This window comes from Ichthyobacterium seriolicida (assembly GCF_002369955.1).
GTDB lineage: Bacteria > Bacteroidota > Bacteroidia > Flavobacteriales > Ichthyobacteriaceae > Ichthyobacterium > Ichthyobacterium seriolicida.
Genome location: NZ_AP014564.1, coordinates 1,613,531 through 1,632,110, shown reverse-complemented (window position 1 = coordinate 1,632,110; position 18,580 = coordinate 1,613,531). Strand labels below are relative to the sequence as shown.

Genomic DNA, 18,580 nt, shown 5'->3' with positions numbered 1-18,580 from the left:
TAATGACCAAAGAAGTTAAGAAAAAAGAGCCATTGTTTTCTAAGAACAACAGGAAACTTATAACTAATCCGTTAGATGATGATAATCCAGTAACTGTTCAGGTTTTAGGTATATGTTCTGCTTTGGCTATAACGGTAAAGTTAAAGCCTTCCATAGTTATGGCCATATCGGTAATGGCAGTATTAGCTATAGGTAATGTAGTTATATCTCTTATCAGGAATTTAATACCGAATCGTATTCGTATTATAGTTCAGTTGGTTGTAGTAGCTTCTTTGGTAATATTGGTAGATCAGGTGTTAAAAGCCTTTGTATTTGATGTTAGTAAGGAGCTGAGTGTATTTGTGGGATTGATAATTACCAATTGTATTATAATGGGGCGTTTCGAAGCTTTTGCTCTAGGTAATACTCCCTGGAAATCTTTTTTAGATGGAATAGGTAATGCCATGAGTTATGGTATAATTTTGATTATTGTAGCCTTTTTCAGAGAGTTATTCGGTTCAGGTCAGTTGCTCGGATATCAGGTAATTCCCGACAGTGTTTATATGGAATTCGGAGGATGGTATAAAAATAATGGTATGATGCTCTTACCATCTATGGCTCTTATAACTACGGGTATTATTATTGGTACACATAGGTATAAAAATCAAAAATTGATAGAGAAACAATAATTTGTATTTACAGAGATGGAATTAGTAAATATTTTTATAAAGGCTATATTCATAGACAATATGATTTTCGCTTATTTTTTGGGTATGTGTTCTTACTTGGCTGTATCTAAGACTATAAACACAGCTGTGGGATTAGGGATTGCTGTCACTTTTGTTTTGACAATTACTGTTCCTACTAATTATATCATTGAAAATTATATTTTAAAGGAGGGTGCTTTATCTTGGTTAGGTGAAGGGTTTAGTAATATAGATTTGAGCTTTTTGAGTTTTATAATGTTCATAGCTGTAATTGCTTCTATGGTCCAATTAGTTGAGATGATAGTCGAGAGATTCAGTCCATCTCTTTATGGAGCTTTGGGTATTTTTCTTCCGCTTATCGCTGTGAACTGTTCTATACTAGGTGGTTCTCTATTTATGCAGCAACGTAATTTTCCTGATGTCTCACATGCCGCGGTTTATGGGTTGGGGTCGGGTATAGGCTGGTTTTTGGCTATTTTGGCTCTTGCAGCTATAAGGGAAAAGATAAAGTATTCTAATGTGCCAGCTCCTTTTAGGGGGCTTGGTATAACTTTTATTATTACTGGTTTGATGGGTATAGCCTTCATGAGTTTTATGGGTATAAAACTCTAATACTACAAATACAATAATATGGTAACTATAATAACGAGTTCAATTTTCTTTTTGTTAATTATACAGTTCTTAGTGTCAGTTTTGTTGGTTTCTAAGGCAAAGCTAAGTCCTGCAGGGGTTGCTATTTTAAATATAAATGGCAAAAAACAGGTAGAGGTAACATCTGGTAGCACCTTATTACAGACTTTGGGGAATAACAAAATATTCCTTCCATCGGCCTGTGGAGGTGGAGGCACTTGTGCTATGTGTAAATGTCAGGTATTGAGTGGGGGAGGAGATATATTGCCGACGGAAAAGCCTTATTTTTCTCGTAAGGAAATAGCAGATAATTGGAGGTTAGGTTGTCAAGTAAAGGTAAAGGGCAGCATGGATGTCAAAGTTCCAGAAGAGATTTTCGGGATAAAAAAATGGACCTGCGATGTAATGCATAATTACAATGTGTCATCTTTTATAAAGGCTTTTGTGTTGAAGCTTCCAGAGGGAGAAATCTTAGATTTTAAAGCTGGGGGATATATACAGGTCGATGTTCCAGAATGTGAAGTAGATTATAAAGATATAGATATCTCTCCTGATGAGAACGATGAAGCTGGTAAGGATAAATTTAAAAGTGAATGGGATAAGTTTAAGCTATGGGATTTAAAGATGAAGAATGACTCTTCATGTTTTCGTGCTTATTCTATGGCTAATCATCCAGCTGAGGGTAACATAGTTATGTTGACAGTTCGTATTGCTACACCGCCTTGGAATCCTAAGAAAAACGGTTGGTCGGATATCAATCCTGGAATATGTTCTTCTTATGTCTTTTCTCGTAAACCTGGTGACAAGGTTACCATATCTGGGCCATATGGAGAATTTTTCATAAAGAATACTGATGCTGAAATGGTCTATATAGGGGGTGGAGCTGGTATGGCGCCTATGAGATCTCATCTGTTCCATCTCTTTCACACTCTTAAGACAGAGAGAAAGGTGACATTTTATTATGGAGGGCGTTCCAAAAAAGAATTGTTTTATGTAGATGATTTTAGAGATATAGAGAAAAAGTTTCCTAATTTCAAATTTCATGTTGTTCTATCCGAACCTCTTCCTGAAGATAATTGGATTGCTAAAAAAACTGTTGATGACAATGGTGACGGTTATGTAGGTTTTGTTCACAATGCCGTTATAGAGCATCATTTAAAGCCTCATAAATCTCCGGAGGATATAGAATTTTATTTCTGTGGCCCACCTATGATGAATGATGCTGTAGTAAAGATGTGTGACGACTGGGGTATTCCTAAAGAAAATGTATCCTTCGACGACTTTGGTTAGTCAATTGGCTCATGTTTTATAGTAATTGATATATGAGTAGGGGCGGGATACATGAATTAAAATATTGATATTTTCCCCCTTATGTTAGAGGAATTTAAAAGTCATATATCAAAAGAGTTTCCTCATCTTTTTTCTTCTAAAGTATTATTAGCTGTAAGTGGAGGGGTAGATAGTATGACTATGATGTCTCTATTTAATTCTTTGAAATTAAATTTTTCTGTAGCCCATTGTAATTTTCAATTGAGAGGGGAGGATTCCAATAGAGATGAGTCTTTTGTAATAGAAGAGAGCAAAAAAATAGGAGTTTCTCATTTTACAAAGAAGTTCAACACTGCCGAGTACTCAGAGAGATTTAGGATATCTATACAGATGGCGGCTAGGGAATTGCGTTACGCCTGGTTTGAAGAGATACGCAAGCGTGAAAATATAGATTATATAATTACGGCACATCATTTAGATGATGAATTAGAGACTTTTTTCATCAATCTGAGCAGAGGCTCTGGCATAAAGGGATTGATAGGAATCCCACCGAGAAATGGAAGAATAATACGTCCTATGCTCCCATTTACAAAACAAGACATACTCTTATTTGCTGAGATAAATAAAGTGTGCTCCATGGAAGACTCTACTAATAATACTAATAAATACTCTAGAAATTTTTTTAGAAGAGAAGTAATTCCTCCAATAAAGAAATACTGTCCAAATTTCCTATCTTTTTTTTCAAATACTTTAGCCTATTTGAAGGATACACACAGTATTTTTCAACAAAAATTATCTGATGTAAAAAACGATATTTTAGAAATAGAGGGAGAAATTACAAAGATAAATATTGAAAAACTAAAAAAAACAGGTTTAGCATCTACGTATTTACATCATATACTATCGGAATATGGATTTAGTCAAATATCAGATATTGCAGAGAGTATAAATGGTATTTCAGGTTCTGTTTTTTATTCTTCCACTCATCGTTTGTTAAGAGATAGAGAATATTTCATATTGACGGAAATTTCAGATATCGATAATGATAATTATTTCATAAACGAGAATGAAACTATTTTGATTAAACCCATATCCGCTGTAATTGAAATTACAGATCAGATAAAAATTTTAAATAATAAAGACATAGCTCAATTAGACTTAGATAAGTTGAGTTTTCCTTTGATACTGAGGAGATGGGAATTAGGAGATAGGTTTATACCTTTGGGTATGAGGAGTTCTAAGAAGTTGAGTAAATTTTTCAAGGATGAAAAACTATCTATCTTAGACAAAGAAAACATATGGGTATTATGCAGTGACAGAGATATAGTATGGGTAGTTGGTCATAGGATAAGTAATAATTATAAAATAACTTCTCATACTCATAGAGTGTATCAAATAGAATTAAAGAATGTAGATTAAAAAATTTTTACATGAAAAAGTTGATTATAGCTGTAGATGGTTATTCGTCGACTGGTAAGAGTACTATTGCCAGGGGGTTAGCCAAACATTTTGGGTATACATTTATAGATACTGGAGCCATGTACAGAGCTGTTACTTTTTATTGTATACAAGAGCAGTTATTTTCTAATTCAAGTGTGGATGAAGATAAAATATTAGATCATTTAGATAAAATAAACATAAGTTTTGCATGGAATGAAAAAACCAAGAGATCTGATATTTTTTTGAATGGTAAAAATATAGAGGGAGAAATACGTTCAATGTCTGTGAGTGAGTTAGTATCTAAGGTTGCCCAGTTGAAAGAGGTCAGAAAAAATATGATCTCTCATCAGAGAGAAATGGGCAGAGATAAATCAGTTGTTTTAGATGGAAGAGATATAGGTTCTGTGGTATTTCCCAATGCAGATATAAAATTTTTTATAGTAGCTGACACCGATATAAGGGCTAAGAGACGTTATGATGAGTTATTATCGAATCAAAGTGATATTTCTTTTGAAGAGGTGAAAGACAATATAATAAAGAGAGATAGGGAAGACACACAAAGGGCAGAATCTCCATTGGTTAAGCCAGAGGGTGCAGTGGTTATAGATAATACAAATCTCTCTATAGAGGAACAATTAAAAAAGGTCATCTCTATAGTAGAGAGTAGATTATGAATAAAAAATACTTAATAGCTGTTTTAGGACCTACGGCCATAGGCAAAACCACTTTGAGTATCAGATTAGCGAAATATTTCAATACTGAGATTATATCGTGTGATTCACGTCAGTTTTTTAAGGAGTTAAAAATAGGAGCTGCACCTCCCTCTGATTTTGAATTAAGCCAGGTAAATCATCATTTTATAGCTAATAAGAGTATTTGTGATCATTATGATGTAGGCCTATTTGAAAACGAAGGACTCTTGGTATTAAGAGAAATTTTCCAGAGAAAAGATATAGTTATAATGGTCGGAGGCTCTGGTCTTTATGCTAATTCTTTAATATATGGATTAGATGATTTTCCTAAAATTCCAATTGAAGTTAGAGAGGATATAAATAATAAGTATAGAGAAAAAGGATTATCGTTTATATTGGAGATGTTAGAAGGGTTAGATCCCATTTATTTTGAACGTGTAGATAAGAGTAATCACATGCGTATAATTAGGGCTTTGGGGGTATCTATTTATACGGGAAAGCCTTATTCTGATTATTTGGGCAAAAAAACTAAAAAACGGTTTTTTACTAGTGTACAAATAGGATTGAATATAGATAGGGATATATTGTATTCTCAAATTGAATCCAGAGTAGATGGAATGATAGAATGTGGGTTAGTCCAAGAAGTAGAATCACTAGTGAAATACAGAGATAAAAATGCTTTAAACACCGTCGGTTATAAAGAGTTATTTAAGTATTTAGATCGAGAGTGTTCCTTGGAGGAATCAGTTAAAGAGATAAAAAAGAACACTAGAAATTTTGCTAAGAGACAGCTCACTTGGTTTAGAAAAAATAGAGATTTAAAGTGGTTTGATCCTATGGATTTTCAAGAAATTGTAAAGTACTGTAAAGATATGATACTATAGTGTCTAAAGTGTCAGCTACTGTAAAATTAACTCTGTCTGGGCCTACAAAACCCTATCCCTTAACAGGGTCTAAAGTTATTTGCAGTTTTCTAGCTTTAGAATAAATCCCATTTCTCTTCTATATCCCAATTTGATTTTACTGTTATAGAATCTTTATAGTAGATTATTTCTTCTGGGAGAAGGTTTTTAACATGGTTTCCAGTATCCCATCTATCGTTGTCATTGTCATCTACTATTATTCTGAAAGAATAGTGTTTGGGTTGTAGATACTCAAAGAGATATGTTTTTTCACCATTTTTACAAGAGGCTCGTCTTATGACTTTATTTCCATCCATTAACTCTATGATGATATTTTTTTCTGGGATTTTATTCAATGTTATTTTTATACTTCCGTAATCTATTTTTGAAATAGTCCTAAAACTAGTATTTATAGTATCATTCCTTTCTTTAAAGATACTTTCTATAGCTCCTGGAAGTAATTCTAATTTGTATTCTTGTTTCTCTTGGGTGTCAAATAATATAGCTACTTGGTCTTTCAGTTTGTTTATTTCCAAGTGCAAAGGAATACTTATGGAGTCTTTATCAACTATAGATATACAACTATCATTTATAGCATATATGGGTTTATTAGTTTTAAAAGATAACTTTTCTGTTATGTGAAGCGTTCCTTTTATGTTGGGATTAATTGTAAAGTCTTGTTCTTTCTGTCTTTTCAAGTCTACAGATACTGTGTCTATAGGTATTTTATTTCTAGATATTTCAAAGGTTATACTATCTTGTTCTTCTCGTTCGAACCAATAATCTATGGTGTCTCCTGTGAATGATCTGATAAATAGGTCTCTAATACTATCGTTTTTTACAGGACTTATTCTTTTTACATCTATGTCTCTAGGCGTTCCTTTGAATAGTAGTTGAATCTTGCCTTTAGAAGCGTGTATAGGTCTTTGTATATCAAAAGTATCCAACTCTTTGAATAAGTTTAGCTTAAAAAAGGTGCTTGTGTCCTGTGGTAGTTTTAGTGTATTTACTACAAACCCTATACTGTCGTTTTTGAGACTGTATTTTATTTGTTGAGATTTACTCTTTAATGCTATTAGTTTGTACAGTCCTTCTTTTATATTGGTTATTTCAAAATAATTACTGTCTCTTGTGTTGGTCATATACGTAGGGAGTTCTTTGTATAAAATAGAATCTGTATAATTTTCATCTATTGGGTAGAGCATTACCGTAACGTCTTTTGGTAAATCTTTTTTATTTGAATATTGTACGGTTCCCTTTACAGTTAAGGAGTCTATATTATCACCAGTTGAAAAGACATATTTTAATTCTGGCAAGAGATTAGATTCGTTATTATCCTTTATGGCTTTTATAAAATTTATGATATAAGTAGTATTCTTTTTTAAAGAATCTACGTCTAATTCCACGGATATATAATCCCTAGGAGAGGATACTGGATTTATCTTCGGCATTTTTTTTAGAGGAGGAGATATTATTACATTTTTAGATACATTTTCTATTCTAATCAATTCGTCAAATGATATTCTTATCACATTGTCTTTAACATTTTTACTGAAATTTTTAGGTGAAAATGATATGGCTTTAGGTGGGATGGTATCTTTTGCTCCTCCTGTTAACATAAATCCAGTACGTGCACATTGGAGCGTAATTATACATATAAGAGTGATAATAGATTTTTTAAGTACGTCCATGCCTTTAGTTTCGCTAATAAATTATTAACTTTTTATATTTCTATTTGAGTTACAAATTTACTATCATTGGGCACAAAAAAGTAATCTTTAAAAGTGATAATATTTATCTACAACCAAATTGATTTAACTCAGATTTATATAGTTTGTATTCATTTATTTTTAAGAGCACTATGATAAAGTGTTATTTTATTGGTTTATCATTTATTTTTTTGAGAGGATTAAGTGCAATTGCCCAGGATATACCAAATATACCAAGTGAAAAAATATTGTTAGAAAATATTTTAGAATATAGAGATGAAGGTCTTCAAAGAGAAGGAGAGTTAATATTAGATGAATTAGAGAATATCAGTTTTAATAAGATAAATATAAATTCTACCAAAGAGGAACTATTGAATTCAGGTTTATTAGATGTTTTTCAAGTTAAAAATTTAATGGATTACAGAATGAAAAATGGTTATTTGTTGCATCTATTCGAATTGAGTAGCGTCAAGGGTTTTGATGGGAAAGCACTAAAGAGTATAATCCCATTTTTTAAAGTTGATCATGTAGATAGAAAAATATCTTTTGACAATATCATAAAGAGAGGTAGAAATAAGATCATTATGAGACAAGAATTTAGGTCTCCTATAAAGGATTTAGAAAAATATGAAGGAGGCGCTCAAAAGGTATATTTCAAATACGATTTTAAATATTACGATTTGATAAATATGGGCTTAGTAGCAGAGAAAGATGTAGGAGAGAGTTTTAATAGTTCCATTTCCCCTTTTGGTTTTGATTTTCTCTCTTTTTATTTACTGTTGAATGATTTATATGGATTTAAGAGGATTTTAGTTGGGAATTATCATCTCAATTTTGGAGAGGGTTTGGCTTTGTGGTCTGGATATAGATCTATGAAGACGGCTGAGGTCAATAAGACTTTTAGTTTTAAAAGAGGTATAAAGCCTCATACAGGAACTGATGAAGTTAATTATTTTTCTGGTTTAGCTTGTGCTTATGAGTGGAGAGATATAAGTTTAGATTTGTTCTATTCTAAAAAAGATATAGATGCTACTTTGGATGATTCTGATCGTATTACCTCCTTTCCTACATCTGGCTTGCATCGTACTTATAGTGAGATATCAAAAAAGAATAAATCTACTAAAGTAGATTTTGGGGCACATATCAGCTATGATTTTACAAATGGTGATATAGGTATTACCAATATGAATACTAGATTCAAAAATTATGTTTTCAGTAAGAGTAAGGATAATTTGAGAGGAAATAATTTTTCTGTTATCTCTTTGGATTATAGGTTGTTTTTAAGTGATTATTTCTTTTTGGGAGAGCTCAGTGTAAATGAGGTGGGAGCTTGGGCTTTTATACAGAAATTACAAGTTAACACTGGTGATAACTCTAAATTGTCTTTGGTGTATAGGGATATCACCAGTGAGTATTATAGTTTTTATAAAAACACTTTTCAAGAATCTAATTCTCATTCGGAGAAGGGCTTATACATGGGTTTTGAATTCGATATTAGTAAAGTAAAAATTAAGTTATACTCGGACATATATAGTTTGCACAAAAAAAATAATTATCCTTTTACTAGAGATAATGCAGATTTTGTAATGGATATATCGCATGATTTTAATAGAGATATAAGTCATTATATCAGGTTTAAATACGATGAGAAAGAGCATGTAAAAAGCAGTTTGAGATATAATATACGTTATAGATTTTCTGAGCAATTGAATCTTCAGACTAGAGTAGAATTATCTAAATATGAGAGTGATATAGGTCAGATGATATTTCAAGATATAAAGTATAATTTTTCATTCTTTCCATTGGTTTTGTATTTGAGGGCAGCTTGTTTTAATACTAAATGGCAAAACAGAATATACGCTTATGAAAATGATATAAGGGGAGTTTTTTCAGTGCCGCCTTATCGAGGCAGAGGACTTAGATATTATATTTTGTTAAAATACAATTATGAGCAGATGGCATTTGGAATAAAATATGTTCAAAACAATACTAATCAAGAGACAGAATATCATTTAAAGTCACAGATACAATTCAGGTTTTAAGGCATTTTGATATGTCTTCATATTTTACGATAGTCAATAGTCTTTTTTCAATTATTTTATAATCTGAGTTTGGTTAATAAACTGAATTAAGACAGGCATTACCAACGATTGGGTATTTGACAGAGGGTTTTTTAGGCGAAAAGCTGTAAGAGCGATAAGTTCAGAAATATTAGTTAGAAAATTAGCAAAACTTCTATGTCTAGAATGTTCTATCTGACAAATATTTTTAAGCTGATCATTGATGGTTTCTATGATTGATCTTTTTCTGAGTAATAGCTTATCAATCATTGGTATGAGGGTATTTTTCATGTTATTTTTAACTGAGGTAATTAATTCTACGTCTTTTTCAAAGAGATTTTTTAGAGGTTAAAACATCGTGTAAAACACATACTTAAGAGAGAGCTTTTCCAACTTTTTAAACCTTTTTTTTGGTGTTTTTAAAACTTTTTTTGATAGAAAAAACAAGAAAATCTAAATGTTTTAAGAGCTCAAATTAAACAGCTAACTATGATACTATAAAACAAATGAACTTTTTAAGCTTTATTTTGCTAATCTAAGCTCAATAATTTTTTATATAAAAGACTGATTATAAGTACATTATATCACTTTAATCGTTTATTTATTAGTAAATATATCAATCTGATTTTTTACTTAAACCGCTATTATTTTTAGCTACTACTTTTTTAGTATTAAATGTGAAAATTTTGTAACCTTGCAGCTCTAGTTTAAGTTTTCCCAAATATTTTTCAGATCACATGAAAAGAAGGTTCGTGTTTTATTTTGGATTTATATTTCTCTCATTTTTAAGTATAGATTCTCTTTCTAATAATTTTCCTGATAAGTTGAGTTATCAGTTAGTGATTAGGAAAGATGATAAATTATTAAAAGAATCTACAGTTAGTATTCGTATTTCTATATATTCTTTAAATGGAAAGATAGAAGATGTTGTATACTCTGAAGTTCATTGGAATATTAAAACAGATAAGAATGGCTTAGCTACTCTAAAGATAGGAGAAGGTATTAGATCTCAAGGATTCTCAGGTTCAAAATTGTCTGATTTATCATGGTCTGAGTATTCATATTACATTAAATCAGAGATAGATCTGACTGGCAAAAATGATTATAGAAATGCTCTTATAAAAAAGAGTCAAATACTTAGTGTCCCTTATGCATTTTATGCAGCGGATAGTCCAAAAATAGATGTTATAGATAATTTGAGTTCTAGAGTTGTATCAGCTGCTCTATCTGCTAATCAAGGAAGGATTTTAGAAAAGAAAAAATTAGACAAAATAAATATTGCTGATAATTTTCATGGAGGTAAAGGTAAAGCTTTATCAGCTAATAAGGGGAAAGAACTCTATGAAAGGGTAAATAAATATGAGAAGGGTTTTTCTGAAAGGTTAACTATTCATGATGAACAAATATCTCAACAGAAGAAAGAGTTAGAAAGCAAAATAGAAAAACAGGATACTAAATTAGAAACCCACGGAACAAGAATTAAAGAGTTAGAGGAGGCGAAACTAGAAGTTATAGACAACCTAGATCTTTCAACTTATGACCCTAAAAAAGTTTTATCAGCGCGTCAAGGGCATGAACTCAAGAAATTGATAGACAGAAAGGTAGAAAGAGGTCCTCAAGGTGATACAGGCCCAGCAGGTGCTGATGGTAAAAATGGAGAAAAAGGAGACATAGGACCACAAGGAGAAAAAGGAGCCGATGGGGCAAAAGGTGATAGGGGCGAAGCAGGTAAAGATGGAGAAAGAGGTCCAGCAGGGATTCAAGGCCCACAAGGGCTTCGTGGTGAAACCGGCCCAGCAGGAGAAAGAGGAGAACAAGGGGTAAAGGGAGCCCCAGGGGCAGAAGGTCCTCAAGGTATCAGAGGCGAAAAGGGCGAAGATGGTGTTCCAGGGATTCAAGGGCCACAAGGCCCAGCAGGCGCAACAGGACCACAAGGAGCCCCAGGGGCAGAAGGGAAACAAGGCAAGCCTGGTAAAGATGGTGATCCAGGCCCTCCAGGTGCTGATGGCACCAATGGTAAAGATGGTGAAAAAGGGGAAAAGGGAGATCAAGGCAATCCAGGAGCAGCAGGTAGAGATGGTAGAGATGGTGCAAGAGGTGAAAATGGTGAACGAGGCCCAGCAGGTGTTGATGGCAAAAATGGAGACAAAGGAGACATAGGACCACAAGGAGAAAAAGGAGCCGATGGGGCAAAAGGTGATAGGGGCGAAGCAGGTAAAGATGGAGAAAGAGGAGAAAGAGGAGAAAGAGGTCCCCAAGGTGAACAAGGACCAAAAGGTGAAAAAGGTGAAACAGGAGCCCCAGGTCCAACAGGCGTTAGAGGAGAGCAAGGTGAAAGAGGTCCAGAAGGTCCTAAAGGTGAAAAAGGAAACGATGGTATAGCAGGAGCCATAGGGCCACAAGGTCCAGCAGGAAACAAAGGAGACAGAGGTGAGCAAGGCCCTCAAGGGCCTAGAGGTCCACAGGGTGCCCCAGGTGCAACAGGAATACAAGGTGATAGAGGCGAAACAGGGCCTCCAGGTGCTGATGGCACTAATGGTAAAGATGGTGAAAAAGGGGAAAAGGGAGATCAAGGCAATCCAGGAGCAGCAGGTAGAGATGGTAGAGATGGTGCAAGAGGTGAAAATGGTGAACGAGGCCCAGCAGGTGCTGATGGCAAAAATGGAGACAAAGGAGACATAGGACCACAAGGAGAAAAAGGAGCCGATGGGGCAAAAGGTGATAGGGGCGAAGCAGGTAAAGATGGAGAAAGAGGAGAAAGAGGTCCCCAAGGTGAACAAGGACCAAAAGGAGAGCAAGGTGAAACAGGAGCCCCAGGTCCAACAGGCGTTAGAGGAGAGCAAGGTGAAAGAGGTCCAGAAGGTCCTAAAGGTGAAAAAGGAAACGATGGTATAGCAGGAGCCATAGGGCCACAAGGTCCAGCAGGAAACAAAGGAGACAGAGGTGAGCAAGGCCCTCAAGGGCCTAGAGGTCCACAGGGTGCCCCAGGTGCAACAGGAATACAAGGTGATAGAGGCGAAACAGGGCCTCCAGGTGCTGATGGCACTAATGGTAAAGATGGTGAAAAAGGGGAAAAGGGAGATCAAGGCAATCCAGGAGCAGCAGGTAGAGATGGTGCAAGAGGTGAAAATGGTGAACGAGGCCCAGCAGGTGCTGATGGCAAAAATGGAGAAAAAGGAGACCCAGGGCCAAAAGGGGAACAAGGTATTCCAGGTCCAGTAGGCCCAGCTGGTCTTGCAGGTAAAGATGGAGAAAGAGGTCCAGCAGGTGCTCAAGGAGCTCAAGGAGTAGAAGGAAAACCAGGGGAAAAAGGCGCAACAGGTGATCAAGGCCCAGCGGGGATTCAAGGACCACAAGGGCTTCGTGGTGAGACAGGCCCAGCAGGAGAAAGAGGAGAACAAGGGGCAGAAGGTCCTCAAGGTATCAGAGGTGAAAAGGGCGAAGATGGTGTTCCAGGGATTCAAGGGCCACAAGGCCCAGCAGGCGCAACAGGACCACAAGGAGCCCCAGGGGCAGAAGGAAAACAAGGTAAGCCTGGTAAAGATGGTGATCCAGGTTTATCAGGTCCACAAGGTCTACCAGGCCCTAGAGGAAGGCGAGGTGAGGCAGGTATACCAGGTGAAATAGGCCCGAAAGGGCCAAAAGGAGAACAAGGACCAGATGGCAAACCAGGTCCAACAGGCGCAAAAGGTGATAGGGGTGAACCAGGAGCCATAGGTCCAGCAGGGCCTCCTGGGCCAGTGAAACTTATAGATGATTTAATCACTGATGATAGCACAAGTGCCTTATCCGCAAAACAGGGGAAAATCCTAAATGAAAAAATAAAAAAAACACCATTTATAAAGACAGATACTGGAGAAAATATCATAACGCTCTCTGATGAAGAGGAGGAAAGTACTTTAACTGGCACAGAAAATATGCTTTTAGGGATTGGCTCCAAGCTTTCTAGCATATCCAGTAGCAATGAGATAGCTATAGGAAGTAGCGCTCAAGGTAAAGGAGCTAATACAGTAGTGTTAGGAAATGATAAGACTCTAAAAACATATTTAAGAGGTACAGTTCTTCTAGAAGACGAGATTGCTAAAGAGCCAACATCTGGATCATATTTTGAAGATGGCAGTACTGATTGTATCTCCATAAAAGATCGAAACAAAGCTCGAATTTCTTTGAATTCTAAAGGAAGTATTATGACATATGGAAAATTTATAGCTACATCAGATAAACGTGTAAAGAGTATAAAAGGTATCTCAGATAAAAGAGAAGATTTAAAGAAACTCTTGGGTATAGAGATTACAGATTATACTATGATAGATAGTATAGAAAGTGGCGTTAGGTCATTTAAAAAGGTAATAGCTCAGCAGGTAGAAAATATAGTTCCAGAAGTTATAGATATAAATAAAGGAGTTATTCCTAATGTATATGAGTTAGCTAAATCAATTAGCGTCTCTAATGAAGGAAGTATTATCACGATAAACAAGGTTCACAATTTTTCTGTTGGAGATCTCATTAAGGTTATTATAGAAAATGAGGGAACCAAAGGAACCAAAGAAGTAAAAGTAAAAGCTGTTATAGATCCTAATAGGTTTTTAATAGAAGAGGTTTTAGATTCTAAAAATAAGGTTTTCATTTACGGTAAGGAGGTAGACGATTTACGCTCAGTAGATTACGATGGACTTACCACTTTAAATATTTCAGCTACTCAAGCAGTTTATGATCGTGTTGTGGACTTAGAAAAAGAAAGTGGTATTATTAAAAAGGAGAATAACGATATCAAGAGAGAAAATATTTTTCTTAAAAAAGAACTTTCTGTTACAAATGAAAAGCTTTCTAATACTCAAAAGAAATTAGATATTTTAATTAAAGTATTAAGTAAATCAAATATCCTAGATAAGAAAGATATCAAAGTTTTGATAAAAGAATAGATATTCATTTTAGAGATTATCGCTTAAAGTATGTAAATAAAAAATGACATATTTTTTGTTTTTATTCATAGTCGAGCTCTTTTGTCAAGAATAGTTAAAAATTGGTTCGTTATTATTTCCCAATTCAGTATTATTGGCTTAGACCATTTTTTTGTAGCCTTCCCAAGAGCTAAAAAAGTATATTTTACAACAGCATCAGCAGTTGGAAACAACAATTTATTTTTGGTATAGTTTCTGATTTTTATATTGAGATTTTCAATCAAGTTTGTGGTGTAAATAATTTTCCTGATTTCTAAATTTAGGTTCTTTGTCCAGCTCGTTATAATAATAACCCGAGTTAGATTAATAAAAACACTTGAATCCTTTGATTTTATTCGGATTTAAGGAAATACCCCTTTAGTTTTGGGCTCTTTTATGCTTATGAGGCTAATTTAGTCGAAATTTAATAATTCTTGTACTAAAATATACTATTTATCACAAACACAAATTTCTTTAATCCCAGTTAATTGAATGCTTTCAAGTACTTTAATTAAGTAAACTATTAATCAAACTCAGGTTTAAATCGTTTATTTTTTTAGCAAAAATATCTCTATCTGATTTTTTTTACTCAAACCGCTATTATTTATAGCTGCTATGTTGTTAGTATAAATGTGAGAATTTTGTAATTTTGTAATTTTATTACCGTAGCATCTATTGACAATATTTTTAGATAACATGAAAAGAAGGCTTGTGTTTTACTTTGGATTTATATTTCTGCTGTTTCTGAGTGTAGATTCCATTTCTAAAAACTTTCCTAATAAGTTGAGTTATCAGTTAGTTATTAGGAAAGATGATAAACTATTAAGAGAATCTACAGTTAGTATTCGTATTTCTATATATTCTTTAAATGGAAAGATAGAAGATGTTGTATACTCTGAAGTTCATTGGAGTGTTAAAACAGATAAAAATGGTTTAGCTACTCTAAATATAGGAGAAGGTATTAGATCTCAAGGGTTTTCAGATTCAAAATTGTCTGATTTATCATGGTCTGAAGATTCATATTACATTAAATCAGAGTTAGATTTGACTGGCAAAAATAATTATAGTAATGCTCTTATAAAAAAGAGTCAATTATTTAGTGTCCCTTATGCATTTTATGCAGCAGATAGCCCAAAAACAAATGTTATAGATAATTTGAGTTCTAGAGTTGTATCAGCTGCTTTATCAGCTAATAAAGGGAGAGATTTAGAAGAAAGAAAATTAGACAAAATAGATATTGCTGATAATTTTAATGGAGGTAAAGGTAAAGTTTTATCAGCTGATAGAGGCAAGGAGCTTTATGAAAGGGTAGATAAATCTGAGACTAAGATAAAAAAACAGGAAAAGGAGTTAACCGCTAAGAAGGCAGAGTTAAAAAACAAGATTGATAATAATCAAATAATAAATAATTTAACCACTGATGATGCTACAAAAGTATTATCAGCAGCACAAGGAAAAGTCCTTAAGGCAGAAATAGATACTAAATTAAGTATATCTGATATTGTTAATGATTTAAACACCGACACTCATGACCCTAAAAAAGTTTTATCAGCGCATCAAGGGTATGAACTCAAGAAATTGATAGACAAAAAGGCAGAAAGAGGCCCTCAAGGAGTAAAGGGAGACTCAGGAGCAAAAGGTGAAGCAGGACCATCAGGTCCTCAAGGACCAAAAGGAGAGCAAGGAGACACAGGTCCAGCAGGTCCATCTGGTGAAAAAGGAGACGTTGGTGCTCAAGGACCAAAAGGAGACCCAGGACCAAAAGGTGATCCAGGTCCATCAGGGCCAACGGGAGCCCCTGGGACCCCAGGTAAAGATGGCGCAGCAGGTCTGACTGGTCCAATGGGTCCAGCAGGTCCAGCAGGTCCAGCAGGTCCAGCAGGTCCAGCAGGTCCAGCAGGTCCAGCAGGTCCAGCAGGTCCAGCAGGGTCTCAAGGTGAAAAAGGTCCTCAAGGGCTAAAAGGTGAAGATGGAGTAGCGGGGGAAACCGGCCCGGCAGGGCCCCCAGGCGCTACAGGGGCAGTCGGTCCTACTGGTAGAGATGGAGCAGCAGGAAAACAAGGCCCTCAAGGGCCTAGAGGTCCACAGGGTGCCCCAGGTGCAACAGGAATACAAGGTGATAGGGGCGAAACAGGGCCTCCAGGACTATCAGGCCCAGCAGGTGCTGATGGCAAAAATGGAGAAAGAGGAGAAAGAGGTCCCCAAGGTGAACAAGGACCAAAAGGTGAAAAAGGTGAAACAGGAGCCCCAGGTCCAACAGGCGTTAGAGGAGAGCAAGGTGAAAGAGGACCAGCTGGTGAAAAAGGAGACGTTGGTGCTCAAGGACCAAAAGGAGACCCAGGACCAAAAGGTGATCCAGGTCCATCAGGGCCAACGGGAGCCCCTGGGACTCCAGGTAAAGATGGCGCAGCAGGTCTGACTGGTCCAATGGGTCCAGCAGGTCTAGCAGGAGCAATAGGCCCTCAAGGAGTAAAGGGAGACTCAGGAGCAAAAGGTGAAGCAGGACCATCAGGTCCTCAAGGACCAAAAGGAGAGCAAGGAGACACAGGACCAGCAGGTCCAAAAGGGGAAAAAGGAGACGCTGGTGATCAAGGAGATCAAGGACCAAAAGGAGACGCTGGTGAAACAGGAGCCCCAGGTCCAGCAGGGTCTCAAGGGCCAGTAGGTGTAGCAGGGCCTAAAGGTGAAAAAGGTGAAAAAGGGCCTCAAGGGCTAAAAGGTGAAGATGGAGTAGCGGGGGAAACTGGCCCGGCAGGACCCCCAGGCGCTACAGGGGCAGTCGGTCCTGCTGGTAGAGATGGAGCAGCAGGAAAACAAGGCCCTCAAGGGCCTAGAGGTCCACAGGGTGCCCCAGGTGCAACAGGAATACAAGGTGATAGGGGCGAAACAGGGCCTCCAGGACCATCAGGCCCTCCAGGACCATCAGGCCCTCCAGGTGCTGATGGCACTAATGGTAAAGATGGTGAAAAAGGAGACGTTGGTGCTCAAGGACCAAAAGGAGACCAAGGACCAATAGGTAATACGGGAGCTACAGGTCCTATAGGCCCAACGGGAGCCCCTGGGATCCCAGGTAAAGATGGCGCAGCAGGTCTGACTGGTCCAATGGGTCCAGCAGGTCCAGCAGGGTCTCAAGGGCCAGTAGGTGTAGCAGGTCCAGCAGGGCCTAAAGGTGAAAAAGGTGAAAAAGGCCCTCAAGGGCCACAAGGTGATAAAGGCCTTCCAGGTGCTGATGGTAAAGATGGTAACCCAGGAGACCCAGGGCCAAAAGGGGAACAAGGTATTCCAGGGCCAGTAGGCCCAGCTGGTCTTGCAGGTAAAGATGGAGAAAGAGGAGAAAGAGGTCCAGCAGGGATTCAAGGACCACAAGGGCTTCGTGGTGAGACAGGCCCAGCAGGAGCGATAGGCCCTCAAGGAGTAAAGGGAGACCCAGGACCAAAAGGAGAGCAAGGTCCTGCAGGTAAAGATGGTGAACCTGGATTACCTGGGTTACCAGGTAATCCAGGCCTGGCAGGACCAAAAGGTGCAGATGGCAAGGATGGTGAATCAGGTTTACCAGGTCCACAAGGTTTACCAGGTCCACAAGGTTTACCAGGTCCAGCGGGTCTAGCAGGAGCTCCAGGCGCTAAAGGTCCACAAGGTCCTCCAGGCCCAGCGGGTCCAGCAGGAGCTCCAGGGCCAGAGAAAATTATAAATGATTTAACTTCTGGGGATACAACAAGTGCCTTATCAGCTAAACAGGGTAAGGTTTTAAATGACGATATAAAAAGATCACGTCTTTTTGTAGAAGGGGGTAATGGTAATGGTAATGGTAATATTATAACGTGTTGGTCTGGTAATAAAGATAGATATGATGAAATAGTTTCTAATTCTATAGGAACTAGAAATATGTTTTTAGGTATCAATTCAGGCAATGACGGTAAATTTAGTACGACTCATAATGTAGCTATTGGGGATAATACTTTATCTAGTATTAGTAATGGTTCTAATAGCAATGTAGCTATAGGCTCTCGTGTATTTCAGGCAGCTGCAAGGGTATCTAATACTGTAGCTATTGGGCATACTGCAGCCGCTTATGCTAATCAATTAAATCGCTCTATTTTTATAGGGCATGGATCAGCTCCTAAAGAAAACAGTAGTTCTTCTAATGAGATAGTTAAGCATCTACTGGAGATGTACTTAATAAAGGTAAAGGTAATAATACAGTACTTATTGGGAATGACAACACTGAAGTAACTTACTTAAAGGGGAGAGT

10 protein-coding genes and 2 pseudogenes are annotated in these 18,580 nt (G+C 36.6%); 9 read left to right on the top strand and 3 right to left on the bottom strand.

What is annotated here, in order from left to right:
- Nucleotides 1–2: 2 nt before the first annotated feature.
- The 6 genes from JBKA6_RS06310 (at nucleotide 3) to miaA (ending at nucleotide 5,601) form a co-directional block, all read left to right on the top strand.
- Nucleotides 3–668 (top strand): NADH:ubiquinone reductase (Na(+)-transporting) subunit D, encoded by a 666-nt coding sequence (locus JBKA6_RS06310; protein WP_096686941.1) that lies wholly within the window; start codon nucleotides 3–5, stop codon nucleotides 666–668.
- 15 nt (nucleotides 669–683) lie between these two features.
- Nucleotides 684–1,298, top strand: coding sequence for an NADH:ubiquinone reductase (Na(+)-transporting) subunit E (gene nqrE / locus JBKA6_RS06305; protein WP_096686939.1), 615 nt, complete (start codon nucleotides 684–686; stop codon nucleotides 1,296–1,298).
- Nucleotides 1,299–1,316: 18 nt separating this feature from the next.
- Entirely contained in the window at nucleotides 1,317–2,606 is a 1,290-nt protein-coding gene (gene nqrF, locus JBKA6_RS06300) for an NADH:ubiquinone reductase (Na(+)-transporting) subunit F (protein WP_096686937.1), read from the top strand.
- An 81-nt stretch (nucleotides 2,607–2,687) separates the two neighbouring features.
- The gene (gene tilS, locus JBKA6_RS06295; RefSeq protein ID WP_096686935.1) at nucleotides 2,688–4,004 is read left to right on the top strand and encodes a tRNA lysidine(34) synthetase TilS; all 1,317 of its coding nucleotides are present in this window, start codon (nucleotides 2,688–2,690) and stop codon (nucleotides 4,002–4,004) included.
- Between the two features lie 11 nt (nucleotides 4,005–4,015).
- Entirely contained in the window at nucleotides 4,016–4,699 is a 684-nt protein-coding gene (gene cmk, locus JBKA6_RS06290; protein ID WP_096686933.1) for a (d)CMP kinase, read from the top strand.
- Entirely contained in the window at nucleotides 4,696–5,601 is a 906-nt protein-coding gene (gene miaA, locus JBKA6_RS06285; protein WP_172843113.1) for a tRNA (adenosine(37)-N6)-dimethylallyltransferase MiaA, read from the top strand. Before cmk ends, miaA begins: the two co-directional genes overlap by 4 nt.
- A gap of 95 nt (nucleotides 5,602–5,696) precedes the next feature.
- Here miaA and JBKA6_RS06280 read toward each other — a convergent pair whose 3' ends face one another.
- Complete coding sequence (locus JBKA6_RS06280; RefSeq protein WP_096686929.1) at nucleotides 5,697–7,310, bottom strand: Ig-like domain-containing protein; 1,614 nt, start codon at nucleotides 7,308–7,310, stop codon at nucleotides 5,697–5,699.
- Between the two features lie 143 nt (nucleotides 7,311–7,453).
- On the opposite strand from JBKA6_RS06280, the gene JBKA6_RS06275 reads away from it, so the two are divergent.
- The gene (locus JBKA6_RS06275) at nucleotides 7,454–9,370 is read left to right on the top strand and encodes a helix-hairpin-helix domain-containing protein (RefSeq protein ID WP_172843112.1); all 1,917 of its coding nucleotides are present in this window, start codon (nucleotides 7,454–7,456) and stop codon (nucleotides 9,368–9,370) included.
- Nucleotides 9,371–9,421: 51 nt separating this feature from the next.
- Here the strand turns inward: JBKA6_RS06275 and JBKA6_RS06270 are convergent.
- A pseudogene (locus tag JBKA6_RS06270) lies at nucleotides 9,422–9,730 on the bottom strand (transposase); the annotation flags it as partial.
- Between the two features lie 395 nt (nucleotides 9,731–10,125).
- On the opposite strand from JBKA6_RS06270, the gene JBKA6_RS06265 reads away from it, so the two are divergent.
- On the top strand, nucleotides 10,126–14,310 hold the full coding sequence (locus JBKA6_RS06265; protein ID WP_096686923.1) for a hypothetical protein: 4,185 nt from the start codon (nucleotides 10,126–10,128) through the stop codon (nucleotides 14,308–14,310).
- Nucleotides 14,311–14,375: 65 nt separating this feature from the next.
- Here the strand turns inward: JBKA6_RS06265 and JBKA6_RS06260 are convergent.
- Nucleotides 14,376–14,633, bottom strand: a pseudogene (locus JBKA6_RS06260) (transposase); the annotation flags it as partial.
- A gap of 391 nt (nucleotides 14,634–15,024) precedes the next feature.
- Between JBKA6_RS06260 and JBKA6_RS06255 the strand changes: the two are divergent.
- Entirely contained in the window at nucleotides 15,025–18,561 is a 3,537-nt protein-coding gene (locus JBKA6_RS06255; protein WP_096686919.1) for a collagen-like domain-containing protein, read from the top strand.
- The last annotated feature ends 19 nt before the right edge of the window (nucleotides 18,562–18,580 follow it).

Coding starts and splice junctions, on each gene's coding strand:
- JBKA6_RS06310 (WP_096686941.1), top strand. CDS start 3: ATGACCAAAGAAGTTAAGAAAAAAGAGCCATTGTTTTCTAAGAACAAC.
- nqrE (WP_096686939.1), top strand. CDS start 684: ATGGAATTAGTAAATATTTTTATAAAGGCTATATTCATAGACAATATG.
- nqrF (WP_096686937.1), top strand. CDS start 1,317: ATGGTAACTATAATAACGAGTTCAATTTTCTTTTTGTTAATTATACAG.
- tilS (WP_096686935.1), top strand. CDS start 2,688: ATGTTAGAGGAATTTAAAAGTCATATATCAAAAGAGTTTCCTCATCTT.
- cmk (WP_096686933.1), top strand. CDS start 4,016: ATGAAAAAGTTGATTATAGCTGTAGATGGTTATTCGTCGACTGGTAAG.
- miaA (WP_172843113.1), top strand. CDS start 4,696: ATGAATAAAAAATACTTAATAGCTGTTTTAGGACCTACGGCCATAGGC.
- JBKA6_RS06280 (WP_096686929.1), bottom strand. CDS start 7,310: ATGGACGTACTTAAAAAATCTATTATCACTCTTATATGTATAATTACG.
- JBKA6_RS06265 (WP_096686923.1), top strand. CDS start 10,126: ATGAAAAGAAGGTTCGTGTTTTATTTTGGATTTATATTTCTCTCATTT.
- JBKA6_RS06255 (WP_096686919.1), top strand. CDS start 15,025: ATGAAAAGAAGGCTTGTGTTTTACTTTGGATTTATATTTCTGCTGTTT.